Here is a 14869-nt window from a genome sequence, read left to right as displayed (position 1 = left end):
TCGGCGCGCTGATGGCCGTACCGCTGCTGTACGCGGTGCTGTCCGGGTTCAAGACCACCGACGAACTCTCCCGCAACCCCGTGGGGCTGCCCGAGAAGTGGGTGACCTCCAACTACACCGACATCCTGGGGTCCAGCTCCTTCTGGCAGATGGTCGGGTCCAGCACCTTCATCGCCATCGCCACGGCGCTCGCGGTGGTCGCGGTGTCGGCGCTCGCCGCGTTCTCCTTCGCGCGGTTCGCGTTCAAGGGGCGGGAGGCGCTGTTCACGCTGTTCACGATGGGGCTGATGTTCCCCTTCGCGGTCGTCGCGCTGCCGCTGTTCCTGCTGCTGCGCTCGATCGGCCTGCTGGACAACCCGCTCGGGGTGATCCTGCCGCAGGCCGCGTTCGGGATACCGGTGACCATCGTCATCCTGCGCGGGTTCTTCCGGGAGATCCCGGCGGAGCTGGAGGAGGCGGCGACCCTCGACGGCTGCGGGCCGCTCGGGTTCTTCTGGCGGGTGCTGCTGCCGATGGCCCGGCCCGCCCTCGGGACCGTCTCCGTCCTCGCCGTGGTGGGGAGCTGGAACAACTTCCTGCTGCCGCTGCTCGTCTTCACGGACCCCAGCTGGTGGACGATCCCGATCGGGGTCCAGCAGTTCCAGGGGCAGTACTCGTCGGAGTACGCCCGGGTCTTCGCCTACCTCGTCCTCGCCATGGTGCCCGCCCTGGCGTTCTACTCCGTCGCCGAGCGGCAGCTCGTCGGCGGGCTCACCGCCGGAGCCTCCAAAGGCTGACCGGCCAACTCATGTACGGCTCACCCCCCTTGAGGAGTCGCAGCATGCTCGTCCGCACCCGTCTCAGACTCGCCGGGGCGCTCGCCGCCGCCCTCGTCGCCGCCGGCGTCGTGAGCGGCCCCGCCGCCCAGGCCGGGGAACAGCACCACAAGGCGACACTCGCCGACCTCGCCCAGCGGCACGGGCGTTACTTCGGCAGCGCCACCGACAACCCCGAACTCACCGACGCCCCCTACACGAAGATCCTCGGCCACGAGTTCGACATGATCACCCCGGGCAACGGCATGAAGTGGTACGCCACCGAACCCCGGCAGGGCGTCTTCGACTTCACCGCGGGCGACGAGATCCTGAACCTCGCCCGCGCGAACCACCAGAAGGTGCGCGGCCACACCCTCGTCTGGCACAGCCAGCTCCCCGACTGGCTGACCGGCAAGGAGTGGACGGCGGACGAGCTGCGGGCCGTCCTCAAGAACCACATCCAGACCGAAGTCCGGCACTACCGGGGGAAGTTGTACGCCTGGGACGTCGTCAACGAGGCGTTCAACGAGGACGGCACCTACCGCGAGACGGTCTTCTACAAGACCCTCGGCCCCGGCTACATCGCCGACGCGCTGCGCTGGGCGCGGCAGGCCGACCCGCGCGTGAAGCTGTACCTCAACGACTACAACATCGAGGCCGTCGGCCCCAAGAGCGACGCCTACTACAAGCTCGCCAAGGAGCTGAAGGCGCAGGGCGTGCCGCTCGACGGGATCGGCCTCCAGGCGCACCTGGCCCTCCAGTACGGCTATCCGACGACCCTGGAGGACAACCTCCGCCGCTTCTCCCGGCTGGGGCTCGACACCGCGCTCACCGAGGTCGACGTGCGGATGTTCGTGCCCGCGACCGAGGAGAAGCTCGCCCAACAGGCCCAGTGGTACGCCGACATGACCGACGCGTGCCTGTCGGTGCGCCGGTGCGTGGGCATCACGATCTGGGATTACACGGACAAATACTCGTGGATCCCGGCGGTCTTCCCCGGTGAAGGGGCCGCTCTCCCCTGGGACGAGCAACTCAAGCCGAAACCCGCCTACTTCGCGCTCCGGAACGCGCTGAAGTAGGAGGGTTTCAGGAGCGGGCTGGTGGTGCGGTGCTGGACCGCACCACCAGTTCCGTGCCCAACTCGACGCGCGGCGCGTCGGGATGCTCGTCGTGCGCCAGGCGCAAGGCCGTGCGGACGGCCAACTTGCCCATGTCGGCGAGGGGTTGGCGGACCGTCGTCAACGGCGGGGCGGACCAGCGGACTTCGGGGAGGTCGTCGAAGCCGACGACGCTCATGTCCTGCGGGACGCGCAGGCCCCGTTGGCGCAGCGCCTCCACCGCGCCGAGCGCCATCCGGTCGCTCGCCGCGAACAGGGCCGTCGGCGGGTCCGGGAGGTCCAGGAGGGCGCCCGCGCCCCGGAAGCCCGACGCGGACTGGAAGTCGCCGGGTACGACGAGGGCGTCGTCCACCGGGACGCCCGCCGCCTCCAGCGCCGCGCGGTAGCCGTCGTAGCGGGCGCGGGAGCACAGGAGTCTCGGCGGGCCCGCGATCAGGCCGATCCTGCGGTGGCCCAGGGCCAGCAGGTGCTTTGTCGCGGCGAGGCCGCCGGACCAGTTGGCGGCGCCGATCACCGGGACGCCGTCCGCGTACGTGCCCGTCGGGTCGACGACCACCAAGGGGACGCCGAGGATCCTCAACTCCTCGTGCAGCGTGGGTTCCAGGTCGGACGTGACCAGGATGACGCCGCCCGAGGCGCGGGCCCTGAGGTTGCGCATCCACTCGCGGGCGTCGCCGGTGCGGCCGTGGATCGCCGAGACGACCGTGCCTACGCCGGCCGCGTGCGCCACCTCCTCGACGCCGCGGATGATCTCCACCGCCCAGGGGCTGCCGAGGTCGTTGAAGACGAGGTCCAGGAGGGCGGGGCTGCGGGTGGGGGCGGCTGGGGGGCGCTTGCGGTAGCCGTGCAGGCGGAGGAGTTCCTCCACGCGGGCGCGGGTGGCGGGGGAGACGTCGGAGCGGCCGTTGACTACGCGGGAGACCGTGGGGACGGAGACGCCTGCGCGGCGGGCGATTTCGGTGATGGTGATTTTGGTGGGGGGTGGGGGGTTGGGTGAGGTGGCGGCGGGGGGTGTGGTGCTGGGGGTTCCGGTATCGGGTGTGGTGGTGCCGGGGGGCTTGGCGAGGGGGGCCTCGGGGGCGTGGGCCTCGACGCTGCTCGCTTCGACGCCCTGTGCCTTGGTGTTCTGTGGTGCCATGTGCCCGCCTCTGCTTCCGGTACCCGAGCCGAAACTTCCAGGAGTCTTCCGGAAAAACGGTGGGGAGGGGAGGGGTTTTGGGCGGGGAGGTGGGGAGGGGCCGGGCGGCGGGGGTGGGGGCGGGTGCGCGGATGGGGTGTGGGCCGGGGAAGGTGCGGGGCGTGTGAGGGTGGGCGGCGGGTGCGTACCAGGGGGCAGCGACAGCGCCGGTGCCTGCCGCGGCGGCGGGCCGGGGGTGTCCGGTGTGTGGCCGGGAGCGGCTGGGTGGGCGTCGGGCCGCGCGGTGGGGGTGGGCTGGCCGGGCTTCGGGGGCGGAGAGGGTTGGTGGAAGGCGCGTGCGTGCGCAAAGGAGGCGCGGGCCGGGGGTGTCCGGCGTGTGGCCGAGAGAGGTGGGGGCGTCGGGTGCGAGGTGAGGAGGCCGGCCGGGGCAGACGTGCGGAGGGGGTGGGAAGGCGTCCGGCGTGCGGTCGAGAGTGGTGGGGTGGCCGTTGGGCGCGTGGTGAGAGGGCTGCCGGGGCGGACGTGCGGAGGTAGTGCGTGCGGCGGGGTGGCGTCGGGTGCGCGGCGAGAGTGCGGGGCAGGCGTACGGAGGGGGTGCGGCTGGGTGAGGGGGGGCGTGCGTGCGTCAGGGCCGGGACAGTGGTGTGTCTCCGGCCCTGGGGGTGCCTGGTCTCGGCGCTGGTCCCGGTTCTGGGTTCAGGCCACCGCCACGATTCGGCCGGGGCCGAGCGGGCGGTGGGGGGCGATCACGCTGCCGTCCGGCAGCAGCTCACCGGTGTCCTCGAACAGGAGGACGCCGTTGCACAGCAGGCTCCAGCCTTGTTCCGGGTGGTGTGCCATCAGCCGGGCGCAGTCCCGGGCGGTGGAGTCGGCTGGCGGACACGGTGGCTGGTGCTGGCACATGGAAGGGATCTTTCGCTCTGTCGTGACGGATGAAGTGACCGGTGCGATGTGTGGATCGTGTGTCGTGTCGTTCTCGCGGCGCGAAGCGTCGTTCATGGCCGCCCCCGTTGTGATAAGTCGGTCGGAACCCAGTGTTGCTCTACGGGCCTGGATCCGCAGGGATTTCGCGGTACCGCTACTCACAGGTTCATGACGCGTCACTCGCACGGGCGGTTCAGTCCCGCCGCCCGGTCACTTCGGATGGTTCGAGCTGGTCACAACGGGCTAGTCCGGCAGGATGACGTCACGCCGGTGAGCTCAACAGGGGCGCCGGCGTGACCCGGTGGGTGAGCGCCGGGAGCAACTCCGCGACGCGGTGCGGGCGGTGGGCCGCGATGCCGGGCGGAGCGGGCGCCAGCGGGATCAGGACGTCCGCCGGTGCGGGGTGCCCGGTCGTGCCGTCCGACGCCCAGTCGCCGTGCAGCCAGAGCGTCAGCATGTACAGGCCGGGGACGGACAACAGGCGTGCCTGGACGTCGAGTTCGGTGGACTCCGCCTGGCGCAGCGCCCGTTCCGTCGAGTCGATGTACGGGCCCTCGAAGAAGTGCGAGAACGTCCAGCCGTCCGCCGTGAGGCGGGTCTCCGCCGCGGCCACGGCCCGCTCCTGGCAGCGGATCAGGAACCGCCAGCCGGCCAGCCGGGTCTCGGGCACGCCCTCGGCACTGATCCGCTCCAACACGTGCAGCGGGAGCGGGAGTTCGGGGACCGCCGGACTCTCGGCGGTCCTCAGGGACGGGGTGCGGGCCTCACGGACGGCCGTCGGGGAGCCGAGGGCGGTGAGGACGGAGCGCAGGGCGGGCGCGGGTGCCGGGGGGACATGCAGCGGCATGGTGGGTCGCCTCTCATTCGACAGGCAAGGGTGTGGCGCGAGGGCGGGGGCGGACGGCGCTGTCAGCTCTCGGATTCGGGGCGGTGCGATCGGAGAGGCGGTGCCGGGGTCGGCGTACCGGGGTGCGTGCGACCTGTCGTCCGCGGCCTGAACGGCAGTTCCTTCGGCCGGGCTCCCGCCTTCTCCGCCTGTCGCGGAGTTTATACGACGGGTGTTCGGAGTGGGTTTCGGCTACCCGATCCCTTTCCCTGTCGCAAGCATCTATTCGGTCGGCGATACGACTGAATTCTCCCGATTCAGAACGGCCTCACCGGCGTCCACCTGGGAAAGTCTCCGCCGTGTGGTCGGCGTATTTTCGTCGGTGTTTTTCACGAGCGGCCGAGTTCCGGAAAAAGAGTTCCGCGCCGCGCTTCGTCGAATGTGTCGCCGGTCACTTATGGGGTGCTTACGAGGGGTCGGGTCCAGCCTAGCGGGCCCCGGTCGGTGCCGGGGGCGTTATCGATCGTTCCGCTGGGCATCATCTTTCCTGACCCGGGACGACCTCCGGTGGCCGGGAGACCGGGCCGCCGGCCGAGGAGGGACGCTTCGTATGGGCGAGAAGGTCGTGGCAGGCGCGTTCGACCTGTCCGATCGGCAGCACTACCGCGACAAGCTCCGGCAGTGCCTCGCGGGGCTGGAGCGGCTGCTGGCCGAGCAGCGCTTCGATCGCCCCAAGAACCTCATGGGGCTGGAGATCGAACTGAATCTCGCGGGTGCCGACGGTGCACCGAGAATGTTGAACGGGCAGGTACTCGAACGTATCGCGAGCCGTGATTTCCAAACAGAACTCGCCAGGTTCAATCTGGAAGTCAACATAGCTCCGCACCGGCTCGGTGGGCGGGTATTCGACCAGCTCGCCGAGGAACTCCGTACCTCTCTGGCATATGCGCACCGCAAGGCGCGGGAAGTCGACGCCGGAATCGTGATGATCGGGATTCTGCCCACCCTCGCGGCCGAGGATCTCGTCTCCGCGAACCTCTCCGAGGTCGACCGGTACGCCCTCCTCAACGATCAGATCGTCGCCGCCCGCGGTGAGGACTTCACCCTCGACATCGACGGGGTCGAGCGGCTCTCCTGCACCGCCAAGTCCATCACCCCCGAGGCCGCCTGCACCTCCGTACAGCTCCATCTCCAGGTCACGCCCGGGCGGTTCGCCGACGTCTGGAACGCCGCTCAGGCCGTTGCCGCCGTACAGGTGGCCGTCGGGGCCAACTCGCCGTTCCTCTTCGGGCGGGAGCTGTGGCGGGAGTCCCGGCCTCCGCTCTTCCTCCAGTCCACCGATACCCGGCCGCCCGAGCTTCAGGCCCAAGGGGTGCGGCCCCGGACCTGGTTCGGGGAGCGGTGGGTCTCCTCCGCGTACGAGCTGTTCGAGGAGAATCTCCGGTTCTTCCCCCCGCTCCTTCCCATCTGCGACCAAGAGGATCCGCTCGGGGTCATCGAGGCCGGGGGGACTCCCAAGCTTGCCGAACTCGTCCTTCACAACGGGACCGTGTACCGGTGGAACCGGCCCGTCTACGGGGTTGCCGACGGGGTTCCTCATCTGCGGGTCGAGAATCGGGTGCTTCCCGCCGGGCCCACCATCACCGATGTTCTTGCCAACGCCGCGTTCTACTACGGCGTCGTGCGGGCCCTTGCCGAGGAGTCTCGGCCCGTGTGGGCCCGGTTGCCCTTCGAGGCCGCCGACTCCAACTTCGACGCGGCTTGTCGGTACGGGATCGAGGCTCGGGTGTTGTGGCCTCGGCGGGGGCGGCTCGGTGGGGTGGGGGAGGTGGACGTGGTGAGTCTCGTGCGGGATGAGTTGTTGCCGTTGGCTGCTGCTGGGCTTGATGCGTGGGGGGTGGAGGCCGTGGATCGGGACTTCTATCTCGGGGTGATCGAGGAGCGGTGTCGGTTGCGGGTGAATGGGGCTACTTGGCAGGTGGGGACGTTTCATGGGGCTCTGGAGGCCGGGATGTCGCGGGGGGAGGCGTTGGCGGCCACCACCCGGCGGTATGGGGAGTTGATGCGGGCTGGGGAGCCGGTGCATCTGTGGCCTGTGGGGGTGGGGGAGGTTGCGGCGTTGGGGTGACGTGAGGGTTTTCGCCCCCGCCGCCCCTACCCGTCCCATCCCGAAGGGGCTCAGCCCCTTCGACCCCAGCCGGGGGCTTCGCCCCCTGGGCCCCCGAGGTGCGTAGTTTGGTGCGGGTGCTTCGTGGCTGGTCGCGCCCGCGCGGCGGAGCCGCAAATCGATACAGCCCCGCGCCCCTAAAAGACGGGGAGCAGCAGCGTCGTGTTCCGGCTGGGGGAGGATGGGGGGCCGGACAGGAAGTGGGTGGGTGCGTGGTGTCTTCTGTGGCTGAGGAGCAGCCCTTGGAGCGGGTTTCTCGGCGGGCTTTGCGGGACGAGACCTTGCTGGTGCTTGGGGTTTCCCTGGGGGCCAGTGGGGTTTCCGCCTTGATCAGCTTTGTTGGGTCTGTTACCAAGCCGGGGGGGCTCAAGGATCAGACCGCCACCCTCAATGGGTCCGCTGCGCCTGGGCGGCCCTGGCTGGATCTTGCCTGGCAGTTGTTCGGGATCAGTAGTTCGTTGGTGCCTGTGGTGCTCGTCGCTCATTTTTTGATGCGGGAGCGGGCTTCGTTGCGGGTGCTCGGGTTCGATCGGACTCGGCCCTGGCCCGATCTGGGGCGGGGGGCTGGTGTCGCCGCTGTGATCGGGAGCAGTGGGATCGCGTTCTATCTGGCGGCGAGGGGGCTCGGGTTCAATCTGACCGTCGTGCCCGAGGCTCTGCCCGACGTGTGGTGGAAATATCCCGTGTTGGTGCTGTCCGCCTTGCAGAACGCGGTCCTCGAAGAGGTCATCGTCGTGGGGTATCTGCTGCGCCGGCTGGGGCAGTTGGGGTGGGGGGCGGGGGCGGCTCTGGTTGCGAGTTCTGTGTTGCGGGGGTCGTATCACCTCTACCAGGGGATCGGGGGGTTCATCGGGAACATGGTGATGGGGGTGGTGTTCGTCTATCTGTATCGGCGGTGGGGGCGTGTGGGGCCGCTGGTCGTCGCGCACTCGCTGCTCGATATCGGGGCTTTTGTGGGGTACGCCCTTCTCGCCGGGAAAGTCGACTGGTTGCCGACTCCCTGAGTCAGGCGAGGAGTTCGCCCTCGATGACCGTGACCGCGCGGCCGGTCAGGAGGGTGCGGCTGCCCCGCAGGGAGGTGCGGACCCGGCCCGCGCGGGGGGATGCCTGGAGGCCGGTGAGGTCGGGGCTGCCGAGGCGCTGGGACCAGAAGGGGGCCAGTGCCGTGTGGGCGCTGCCGGTGACCGGGTCCTCGTCGATGCCGACGTTCGGGAAGAAGCAGCGGGAGACGAAGTCGTAGCCGAGGGCGGGGTTCTCGGCGCGGGCGGTGGCGATGATGCCGCGCGTGGAGTACGCGGCGAGGGCCTTGTGGTCGGGGCGCAGGGCGTGGACGGTTTTCTCGTCGGGGAGCTCCACGACCAGGTCGCCCACGTTCACGCCCGTGTCGTACGCCGACAGCGGTTGCGCGCCGAGCGCCTCCGCCACGCCGTCCGGGATCGCCACCTCCGTCAGCGGGGCCGTCGGGAAGTCCAGGGTGATCGAGCCGTCCTCGGCGGGGGTGGCGGTGAGGATGCCGCTGCGGGTGCGGAAGCGTACGACGCCCTCGTGGGCGCCTGTCGTGTGCAGGACGTGCCCGGTCGCCAGGGTGGCGTGGCCGCACATCGCGACCTCCGTGGCGGGGGTGAACCAGCGCAGGGCCCAGTCCGCCTCGGGGTCGTCCGGCGTCGGGTGGGCGAACGCCGTCTCCGCGTGGTTGACCTCCAGGGCGATGTTCTGGAGGCGGTCGTCGTCGGGGTAGGAGTCCAGGAGCAGGACGCCCGCCGGGTTGCCGGAGAAGGGGCGGTCGGTGAACGCGTCCACGATTCTGATCTGCATGGACGTGACAGTAGGGGGTGGCGGAGACGGGGGACCAAGGCCAATCCGGGAAAACTGGACGGGTGCGAGGGAACTGGCGTATGAGGTCGGACGTTGTTGTGGTCACAGGGGCCGGCGGGTTCGTCGGGACGGCGGCTGTGCGGGAGTTGCTGGCTCGGGGAGCGCGGGTCCGGGCGGTGGTGAGACGGGTTCCGGAGGAGGTGGTGGAGGGCGTCGAGTGGGTGACCGGTGATCTGACCGAGCCCGGTGCGGTGTCGGGAGTGTGCGAGGGCGCGCGGGCCGTCGTCCATCTCGCCTCGTACATCGGGGGCGACGAGGCGATGTGCCGGGCCGTGAACGTCGACGGGACCCGGGCCGTGATGGCCGAGGCCCGGCGGGGCGGGGTGCGGCGGGTGGTGCATCTGTCGACCGCCGCCGTGTACGGGGCCGGGCCGCACAGCGGGATCGAGGTCGGCGAGGTCGTCGCCGAGCCGGTGTCGGCGGTGAGCCGGAGCCGGCTGGCCGGGGAAGGGTTCGTGCTGGAGGCGGGAGGTGTGGTGTTGCGGCCGGGACTGGTGCTGGGGGAGGGGGACCGGTGGGTGGTGCCGGGGCTGCGGGAGCTGGTGGCCCGGGTGCCGGGTGTGTGGGACGGAGGCCGGGCCCTGCTGTCCGTCGTCGACGTCGCCGATCTGGGGCGGCTGATCGCTTCGCTGGCTCTGACGGAGGGGGCGGTGCCCGGTGGGGTGTACCACGCGAGCCATCCCGTGCCGGTGCGGATCGGGGAGCTGATCGCCGGGCTCGTGGCGCGCGGGGAGCTGCCGCCGGTGCCTGAGGCGGAGTGGAGCTGGGAGGAGTGTCTGGAGCGGTTCCGGGCGAGTGAAGGGCGGGCGAGTGAGCGGCAGTTCGCGCTGGTGGGGCGGGATCACTGGTACGTGAGCGAGGAGGTCTGGCGGGTCGCCGGGTGCGAGCCGAGGGGGCGGGGGTGGTGACTTGGAGGCCCTGATCCTCGTACGGCTTGGTGGTTGCCGTACGAGAGGCGCTCAGGCGTTCACGTACTCCGCGAGGTGTTCGCCCGTCAGGGTCGTGCGGGAGGTGATCAGGGCGGACGGGGTGCCCTCGAAGACGATCGTGCCGCCGTCGTGGCCGGCGCCGGGGCCGAGGTCGATGATCCAGTCGGCGTGGGCCATGACGGCCTGGTGGTGCTCGATGACGATGACCGACTTGCCGGAGTCGACGAGGCGGTCGAGGAGGGCGAGGAGTTGTTCGACGTCGGCGAGGTGGAGGCCGGCCGTCGGCTCGTCGAGGACGTAGACGCCGCCCTTGTCGGACATGTGGGTGGCCAGCTTGAGGCGTTGGCGTTCGCCGCCCGAGAGGGTGGTGAGGGGCTGGCCGAGGGTGAGGTAGCCGAGGCCGACGTCCGCGAGGTGGCCGAGGATGCGGCTCGCGGCGGGGGTTTTCGCCTCGCCCGTCGCGAAGAACTCCGCCGCCTCGGCGACCGGCATCGCCAGGACCTCGCTGATGTCCTTGCCGCCGAGGCGGTAGTCGAGGACGGCCGCCTGGAAGCGTTTGCCCTCGCAGTCGTCGCAGGTGGTGGAGACGCCCGCCATCATCGCGAGGTCGGTGTAGACGACGCCCGCGCCGTTGCAGGTCGGGCAGGCGCCCTCCGAATTGGCGCTGAACAGGGCCGGTTTGACGCCGTTGGCCTTGGCGAACGCCTTGCGGACGGGCTCCAGGAGGCCCGTGTACGTCGCCGGGTTGCTGCGGCGGGAGCCCTTGATCGGGGTCTGGTCGACCGAGACGACGCCGGCCGTGCGCGGGACCGAGCCGTGGATCAGGGAGCTCTTGCCGGAGCCCGCGACGCCGGTGACGACCGTCAGGACGCCGAGGGGGACGTCCACGTCCACGTCACGCAGGTTGTGCCGCGTCGCGCCCCGGATCTCCAGCTTGCCGGTGGGCTCGCGGACCTCGTCCTTCAGCTTCGCGCGGTCGTCCAGGTGGCGGCCCGTGAGGGTGTCCGTCGCGCGCAGGCCCTGCACCGTGCCCTCGTAGCAGACCGTGCCGCCCGCCGTGCCGGCGCCCGGGCCCAGGTCCACGACGTGGTCGGCGATCGCGATGACCTCCGGCTTGTGCTCCACCACCAGCACCGTGTTGCCCTTGTCGCGCAGGCGCAGCAGGAGGTCGTTCATACGGCGGATGTCGTGCGGGTGCAGGCCCGTCGTCGGCTCGTCGAAGACGTACGTCACGTCCGTGAGCGACGAGCCCAGGTGGCGGATCATCTTCACGCGCTGGGCCTCGCCGCCCGACAGCGTGCCCGAGGGGCGGTCCAGGGAGAGGTAGCCGAGGCCGATCTCGTTGAACGAGTCCAGGGTCTCGCCGAGCGCGGTCAGGAGAGGGGCCACCGAGGGGTCGTCCAGTTCGCGGACCCACGCGGCCAGGTCGCTGATCTGCGTCGCGCAGGCGTCCGCGATGCTGATGCCGCCGATCTTCGAGGAGCGGGCCGCCTCCGTCAGGCGGGTGCCGTCGCAGTCCGGGCAGGTCGTGAACGTGATCGCGCGGTCCACGAACTCCCTGATGTGCGGCTGCATCGCCTCGCGGTCCTTCGCGAGCATCGACTTCTGGATACGGGGGACCAGGCCCTCGTACGTCATGTTGATGCCCGCGATCTTCATGCGGGTCGGCTCCAGGTACAGGAACGCGTGCAGTTCCTTCTTCGTGAAGCGCTTGACCGGCTTGTCCGCGTCGTACAGGCCCGACTCCGCGTACAGGCGGTGGTTCCAGCCGCCCGTCTTGTAGCCGGGGACCAGGAGCGCGCCGTCGTTCAGGGAGAGTTCCTCGTCGAAGAGCTGCGTCAGGTCGAAGTCCGTGACCGCGCCCCGGCCCTCGCAGCGGGGGCACATGCCGCCCTGGATGCTGAACGAGCGGCGCTCCTTCACGGTCTGGCCGCCGCGCTCGATCGTCACCGCGCCGGCGCCGCTGATCGAGGCGACGTTGAACGAGAACGCCTTCGCCGGGCCGATGTGCGGTGTGCCGAGGCGGCTGAAGAGGATCCTCAGCATCGCGTTGACGTCCGTGACCGTGCCGACCGTCGACCTCGGGTCCGCGCCGAGGCGCTGCTGGTCGACGATGATCGCCGTGGTGAGGCCCTCCAGGACGTCCACGTCGGGGCGGGCGTTGTTCGGCATGAAGCCCTGGACGAACGCGCTGTACGTCTCGTTGATCAGCCGCTGCGACTCGGCGGCGACCGTCCCGAACACCAGCGAACTCTTCCCCGAACCCGAGACGCCGGTGAACACCGTCAGCCTGCGCTTGGGGATCTCCACACTGACGTCCCGCAGATTGTTCACCCGCGCGCCGTGCACCCGGATCAGATCGTGGCTGTCAGCGGCGTACGGCTTCGTCATCGCGGCTCCTTGTGTGGGCGGGGGTGAGGTCAGGCTAGGTGGGGGAGGGGGGTGCGCGCTTCTCGATTCCTGACCGGTGGGGTGGGGAGGCGAAGACGGTGGTCGTGCCGGGTGGGCCTGTGGTGGTCAGCGGCCGGTGAGGACGGCGTTCACGACGGTGGGCAGGGTGGCGCGCGGCAGGCCCGGGTCAGCCATCGGTCGGGGTCGAAGCGCAGCGGGTCGGGGGTGACCACGCCCGGCCCGGCCGCCCGCGCCTCCTCGTTCATCCGGTCGGCCATCTCGGGGTTGCGGGCGAGCACGTGCAGGGCCCACGACAGGAAGGTGAGGATCTCGCCTCCTCGTCCGACGTGCCGTCCCCGTGCGCGAGCACGAGGGCGAGGACGCCGTGGCTCTCCGGGCTGCTGCGGGTCTGCCGTACGGCCGACCCGGCGACATCCTGAGCAGATGCCCGACCGTCGGCATTCCACCTGGCGCAAGAGGAACTTCGGCCGCTTGTGTCTCGCTCACATCCGAGTTCTCCCCGCCGCCAGGCGTGTTCTTGGACTTGGTCCGACGAGTCTGCGCTATTGGGGGAGGGTGAGCAGGATGCGGCCGTGGCCACCGCCGGCGTCGACGAGGTCGTGGGCCTTGGCGATGTCGTCCAGCGGGTAGCGGTCGCGGACGTCGACGGTGAGGGCGCCGACGGCCGCGGCGGAGGTGAGGTCGCGGGCGGCCTGGCGCTTGGCCTCGGCGGGGAAGTCGTCGCTGCCGAGCAGCCGCAGGGTGACGTTGTTGAACAGCAGAGGCCAGAAGGGGATCTCGGTGCGGTCCGCGCGGGTGCCGTAGGCGGCGATGACGGCGTTGTCGGCGGCGACGGCGTTGTCGAGATCGGCGTTGTCGGACAGCGCGACCTCGATGATCCGGTCGACGCCTCGCGGGGCGTACGAGCGGATGGCGGCGGCGGGGTCGCCGGTGTCCAGGGCGACGGCGTGGGCGACGGCCGGGTCGACGCGGTCGAGGTCGGCGGTGCGGCGGACGGTGGCGATCACGGTGGCGCCGGCCCAGTGGGCGAGCTGGGCGGCCAGGGAGCCGACGCCGCCGAGGACTCCGTGGACCAGGACCAGTCGGCCGTCGACCGGGCCGTCGGCGAAGACGGAGCGGTGGGCGGTGATGCCGGGGATGCCGAGACTCGCGCCCAGCTCGTCACTCAGATGATCTGGCAGAGGTACGGCTTGGTGGTCGGGTACGACGGTGTACTGGGCGGCGGTGCCGAAGGGGCGGTAGGACTGGGCGCCGTGTACCCAGACCCGTTGTCCGACGCGGCGGCCGTCGACTCCGGCGCCCACGGTGTCGATGACTCCGGCGGCGTCGCTGTGCGGGATCACCCGCGGGAAGGGCATGGACGAGCCGAGCCAGCCGCGCCGTTTCTTGGTGTCGCCGGGGTTGACGCCCGAGACGGTGACGCGGACGCGGACCTCGCCGGGGCCGGGGACGGGATCAGGGAGTTCACCGACGTGCAGGACATCGGCGGCGGGGCCCTGGTCGTCGTACCAGGAAGCAAGCATGGGGGGTACCTCCGTGGGTAGTCAGCTCGTGGGCGTGTGCGGATCGCTGTCGGTGTGTCCGGCGTCGAACACGGGCGGTTCCTCCCCGAGGGTCTCGCGCAGCCAGGTCCGTTCGGCGCGGCTGGTGGCGCGGGCGGTGAGCAGCATGCCCCGCCGGTAGGGGTCGGTGATCTCCTCGGCACGCAGGGGCCGTTCGTTGTCGTAGAAGAAGCTCGCCGGTTCTTCCAGGAACTCCAGCCGTCTGCGCAGCACCGCGTGCTGTTCGGCCACGTCGGGCAGGTGGGAGAGGAAGGCCAGGACGACGTAGAACCGGGTGAAGTCGGTGATCTCGTGGTCGGCGGGCTCGCGCAGGCGCTGAAGCATGTCGGCCCGTCCGGCCGCGGTCGGGCTGAGCACGTACCGGGCCGCCCCCGCGGCCGGGTCGGCACGCCGCTCGATCAAGCCCGCCCTGGTCAGGCGGTTGATCGCCGGATACAGGCTGCCGTCACTGACCGGCCGCGTGTAGCCGGCCAGCTGTGAGACGCGGCGGCGCAGCACGTGTCCGGGCAGGGGTCCCTCGGCGAGGAAGCCGAGTATCGCGAGTTCCAGCATGAGTCCATCCTCGCACGCGAACATCGAATCGATGTGAACATCGATTCGATGTTACGCTCGTTGATATCCGCCCAAACGTCTCCGGAGAGGTGCAGCAAGATGTCATCGCAGTCCACCGAGTCAGTGATGAACCGTTTCGTCGAGTTCATCAACACGGGCAACGAGGATCTCGCCCGCGAGGTCATTTCTCCGGACGCGGTGTTCCACGCGCCGAGCCACCCGGAACCACTGCGAGGGCCCGATGGGTACATGGAAGTCATCGGGATGATGCGCGGCGCCTTCTCCGACGTCCGGTGGACGCTGGAGGAGACGGTCACCGAAGGCGACACCGTGGCCGCGCGGTTCACCATGCGGGGAACCCACGACGGTGAGTTCTTCGGGATCCCGGCGAGCGGCAACAAGATCTCGGTGCAGGCCATGAACTTCTACTACCTGGCCGACGGCCGGATCGTCGGCGAACGGGGCCAGCCCGATCTCCTCGGGGTGATGCAGCAGATCGGTGCCGTACCGGCGCCGTGAACCTCGTAAGGGGTTCACGGCCGATCATCGGGGGGGAAAGCCCGTTGCGCGCC

At 70.4% G+C, this 14869-nt stretch carries 14 protein-coding genes; 6 read left to right on the top strand and 8 right to left on the bottom strand.

Translation table 11 applies throughout. The features are described from left to right. Positions 1 to 11 precede the first annotated feature (11 nt). Positions 12 to 776 carry a carbohydrate ABC transporter permease gene (locus ACQCO7_RS07115; protein ID WP_464077166.1) on the top strand — a complete coding sequence of 255 codons (765 nt, stop codon included), beginning with the start codon at positions 12 to 14 and terminating at the stop codon, positions 774 to 776. A 44-nt stretch (positions 777 to 820) separates the two neighbouring features. Continuing rightward, positions 821 to 1873 (top strand): endo-1,4-beta-xylanase, encoded by a 1053-nt coding sequence (locus ACQCO7_RS07110; RefSeq protein WP_464071026.1) that lies wholly within the window; start codon positions 821 to 823, stop codon positions 1871 to 1873. A 7-nt stretch (positions 1874 to 1880) separates the two neighbouring features. Here ACQCO7_RS07110 and ACQCO7_RS07105 read toward each other — a convergent pair whose 3' ends face one another. The 3 genes from ACQCO7_RS07105 to ACQCO7_RS07095 form a co-directional block, all read right to left on the bottom strand. Further along, on the bottom strand, positions 1881 to 3050 hold the full coding sequence (locus ACQCO7_RS07105; protein WP_464071025.1) for a LacI family DNA-binding transcriptional regulator: 1170 nt from the start codon (positions 3048 to 3050) through the stop codon (positions 1881 to 1883). A 696-nt stretch (positions 3051 to 3746) separates the two neighbouring features. Beyond that, positions 3747 to 3953, bottom strand: a complete 207-nt coding sequence (locus ACQCO7_RS07100) for a DUF5999 family protein (protein WP_409116979.1) — start codon at positions 3951 to 3953, stop codon at positions 3747 to 3749. A gap of 283 nt (positions 3954 to 4236) precedes the next feature. Beyond that, on the bottom strand, positions 4237 to 4821 hold the full coding sequence (locus ACQCO7_RS07095; protein ID WP_464071024.1) for a hypothetical protein: 585 nt from the start codon (positions 4819 to 4821) through the stop codon (positions 4237 to 4239). A 589-nt stretch (positions 4822 to 5410) separates the two neighbouring features. Between ACQCO7_RS07095 and ACQCO7_RS07090 the strand changes: the two genes are divergently transcribed. Together ACQCO7_RS07090 and ACQCO7_RS07085 are read left to right on the top strand one after the other, a co-directional pair. Further along, positions 5411 to 6928 (top strand): glutamate-cysteine ligase family protein, encoded by a 1518-nt coding sequence (locus tag ACQCO7_RS07090; protein WP_464071023.1) that lies wholly within the window; start codon positions 5411 to 5413, stop codon positions 6926 to 6928. Between the two features lie 251 nt (positions 6929 to 7179). Then, positions 7180 to 7971: a CPBP family intramembrane glutamic endopeptidase gene (locus ACQCO7_RS07085; protein WP_464071022.1), complete on the top strand. Its 792-nt coding sequence runs from the start codon at positions 7180 to 7182 to the stop codon at positions 7969 to 7971. A 1-nt stretch (position 7972) separates the two neighbouring features. Here the strand turns inward: ACQCO7_RS07085 and ACQCO7_RS07080 are convergent, their stop codons facing one another. Beyond that, positions 7973 to 8782 (bottom strand): PhzF family phenazine biosynthesis protein, encoded by an 810-nt coding sequence (locus tag ACQCO7_RS07080; protein WP_464071021.1) that lies wholly within the window; start codon positions 8780 to 8782, stop codon positions 7973 to 7975. Positions 8783 to 8862: 80 nt separating this feature from the next. Between ACQCO7_RS07080 and ACQCO7_RS07075 the strand changes: the two genes are divergently transcribed. Then, positions 8863 to 9750, top strand: coding sequence for an NAD-dependent epimerase/dehydratase family protein (locus ACQCO7_RS07075; protein ID WP_464071020.1), 888 nt, complete (start codon positions 8863 to 8865; stop codon positions 9748 to 9750). A gap of 51 nt (positions 9751 to 9801) precedes the next feature. Here ACQCO7_RS07075 and ACQCO7_RS07070 read toward each other — a convergent pair whose 3' ends face one another. The 4 genes from ACQCO7_RS07070 to ACQCO7_RS07055 form a co-directional block, all read right to left on the bottom strand. Next, positions 9802 to 12162: an ATP-binding cassette domain-containing protein gene (locus ACQCO7_RS07070; protein WP_464071019.1), complete on the bottom strand. Its 2361-nt coding sequence runs from the start codon at positions 12160 to 12162 to the stop codon at positions 9802 to 9804. A gap of 149 nt (positions 12163 to 12311) precedes the next feature. Next, positions 12312 to 12461, bottom strand: a complete 150-nt coding sequence (locus ACQCO7_RS07065; protein ID WP_464071018.1) for a hypothetical protein — start codon at positions 12459 to 12461, stop codon at positions 12312 to 12314. 264 nt (positions 12462 to 12725) lie between these two features. Then, positions 12726 to 13706: an NADPH:quinone reductase gene (locus ACQCO7_RS07060; protein ID WP_464071017.1), complete on the bottom strand. Its 981-nt coding sequence runs from the start codon at positions 13704 to 13706 to the stop codon at positions 12726 to 12728. 21 nt (positions 13707 to 13727) lie between these two features. After that, positions 13728 to 14297, bottom strand: a complete 570-nt coding sequence (locus ACQCO7_RS07055; protein ID WP_464071016.1) for a PadR family transcriptional regulator — start codon at positions 14295 to 14297, stop codon at positions 13728 to 13730. A 99-nt stretch (positions 14298 to 14396) separates the two neighbouring features. Between ACQCO7_RS07055 and ACQCO7_RS07050 the strand changes: the two genes are divergently transcribed. Next, complete coding sequence (locus tag ACQCO7_RS07050; protein WP_464071015.1) at positions 14397 to 14816, top strand: ester cyclase; 420 nt, start codon at positions 14397 to 14399, stop codon at positions 14814 to 14816. Positions 14817 to 14869: the final 53 nt, after the last annotated feature.

The organism is Streptomyces saintjeani (genome assembly GCF_055409605.1).
Note: the sequence above shows the minus strand (reverse complement) of the source record. Positions and strands in the feature narration are given on the sequence as shown.

Excerpts from the sequence above, each read along its gene's own strand:
- ACQCO7_RS07095 (WP_464071024.1), bottom strand. The coding sequence starts at position 4,821 with ATGCCGCTGCATGTCCCCCCGGCACCCGCGCCCGCCCTGCGCTCCGTC.
- ACQCO7_RS07100 (WP_409116979.1), bottom strand. The coding sequence starts at position 3,953 with ATGTGCCAGCACCAGCCACCGTGTCCGCCAGCCGACTCCACCGCCCGG.
- ACQCO7_RS07105 (WP_464071025.1), bottom strand. The coding sequence starts at position 3,050 with ATGGCACCACAGAACACCAAGGCACAGGGCGTCGAAGCGAGCAGCGTC.
- ACQCO7_RS07075 (WP_464071020.1), top strand. The coding sequence starts at position 8,863 with ATGAGGTCGGACGTTGTTGTGGTCACAGGGGCCGGCGGGTTCGTCGGG.
- ACQCO7_RS07055 (WP_464071016.1), bottom strand. The coding sequence starts at position 14,297 with ATGCTGGAACTCGCGATACTCGGCTTCCTCGCCGAGGGACCCCTGCCC.
- ACQCO7_RS07090 (WP_464071023.1), top strand. The coding sequence starts at position 5,411 with ATGGGCGAGAAGGTCGTGGCAGGCGCGTTCGACCTGTCCGATCGGCAG.
- ACQCO7_RS07110 (WP_464071026.1), top strand. The coding sequence starts at position 821 with ATGCTCGTCCGCACCCGTCTCAGACTCGCCGGGGCGCTCGCCGCCGCC.
- ACQCO7_RS07080 (WP_464071021.1), bottom strand. The coding sequence starts at position 8,782 with ATGCAGATCAGAATCGTGGACGCGTTCACCGACCGCCCCTTCTCCGGC.
- ACQCO7_RS07115 (WP_464077166.1), top strand. The coding sequence starts at position 12 with ATGGCCGTACCGCTGCTGTACGCGGTGCTGTCCGGGTTCAAGACCACC.
- ACQCO7_RS07070 (WP_464071019.1), bottom strand. The coding sequence starts at position 12,162 with ATGACGAAGCCGTACGCCGCTGACAGCCACGATCTGATCCGGGTGCAC.
- ACQCO7_RS07050 (WP_464071015.1), top strand. The coding sequence starts at position 14,397 with ATGTCATCGCAGTCCACCGAGTCAGTGATGAACCGTTTCGTCGAGTTC.
- ACQCO7_RS07060 (WP_464071017.1), bottom strand. The coding sequence starts at position 13,706 with ATGCTTGCTTCCTGGTACGACGACCAGGGCCCCGCCGCCGATGTCCTG.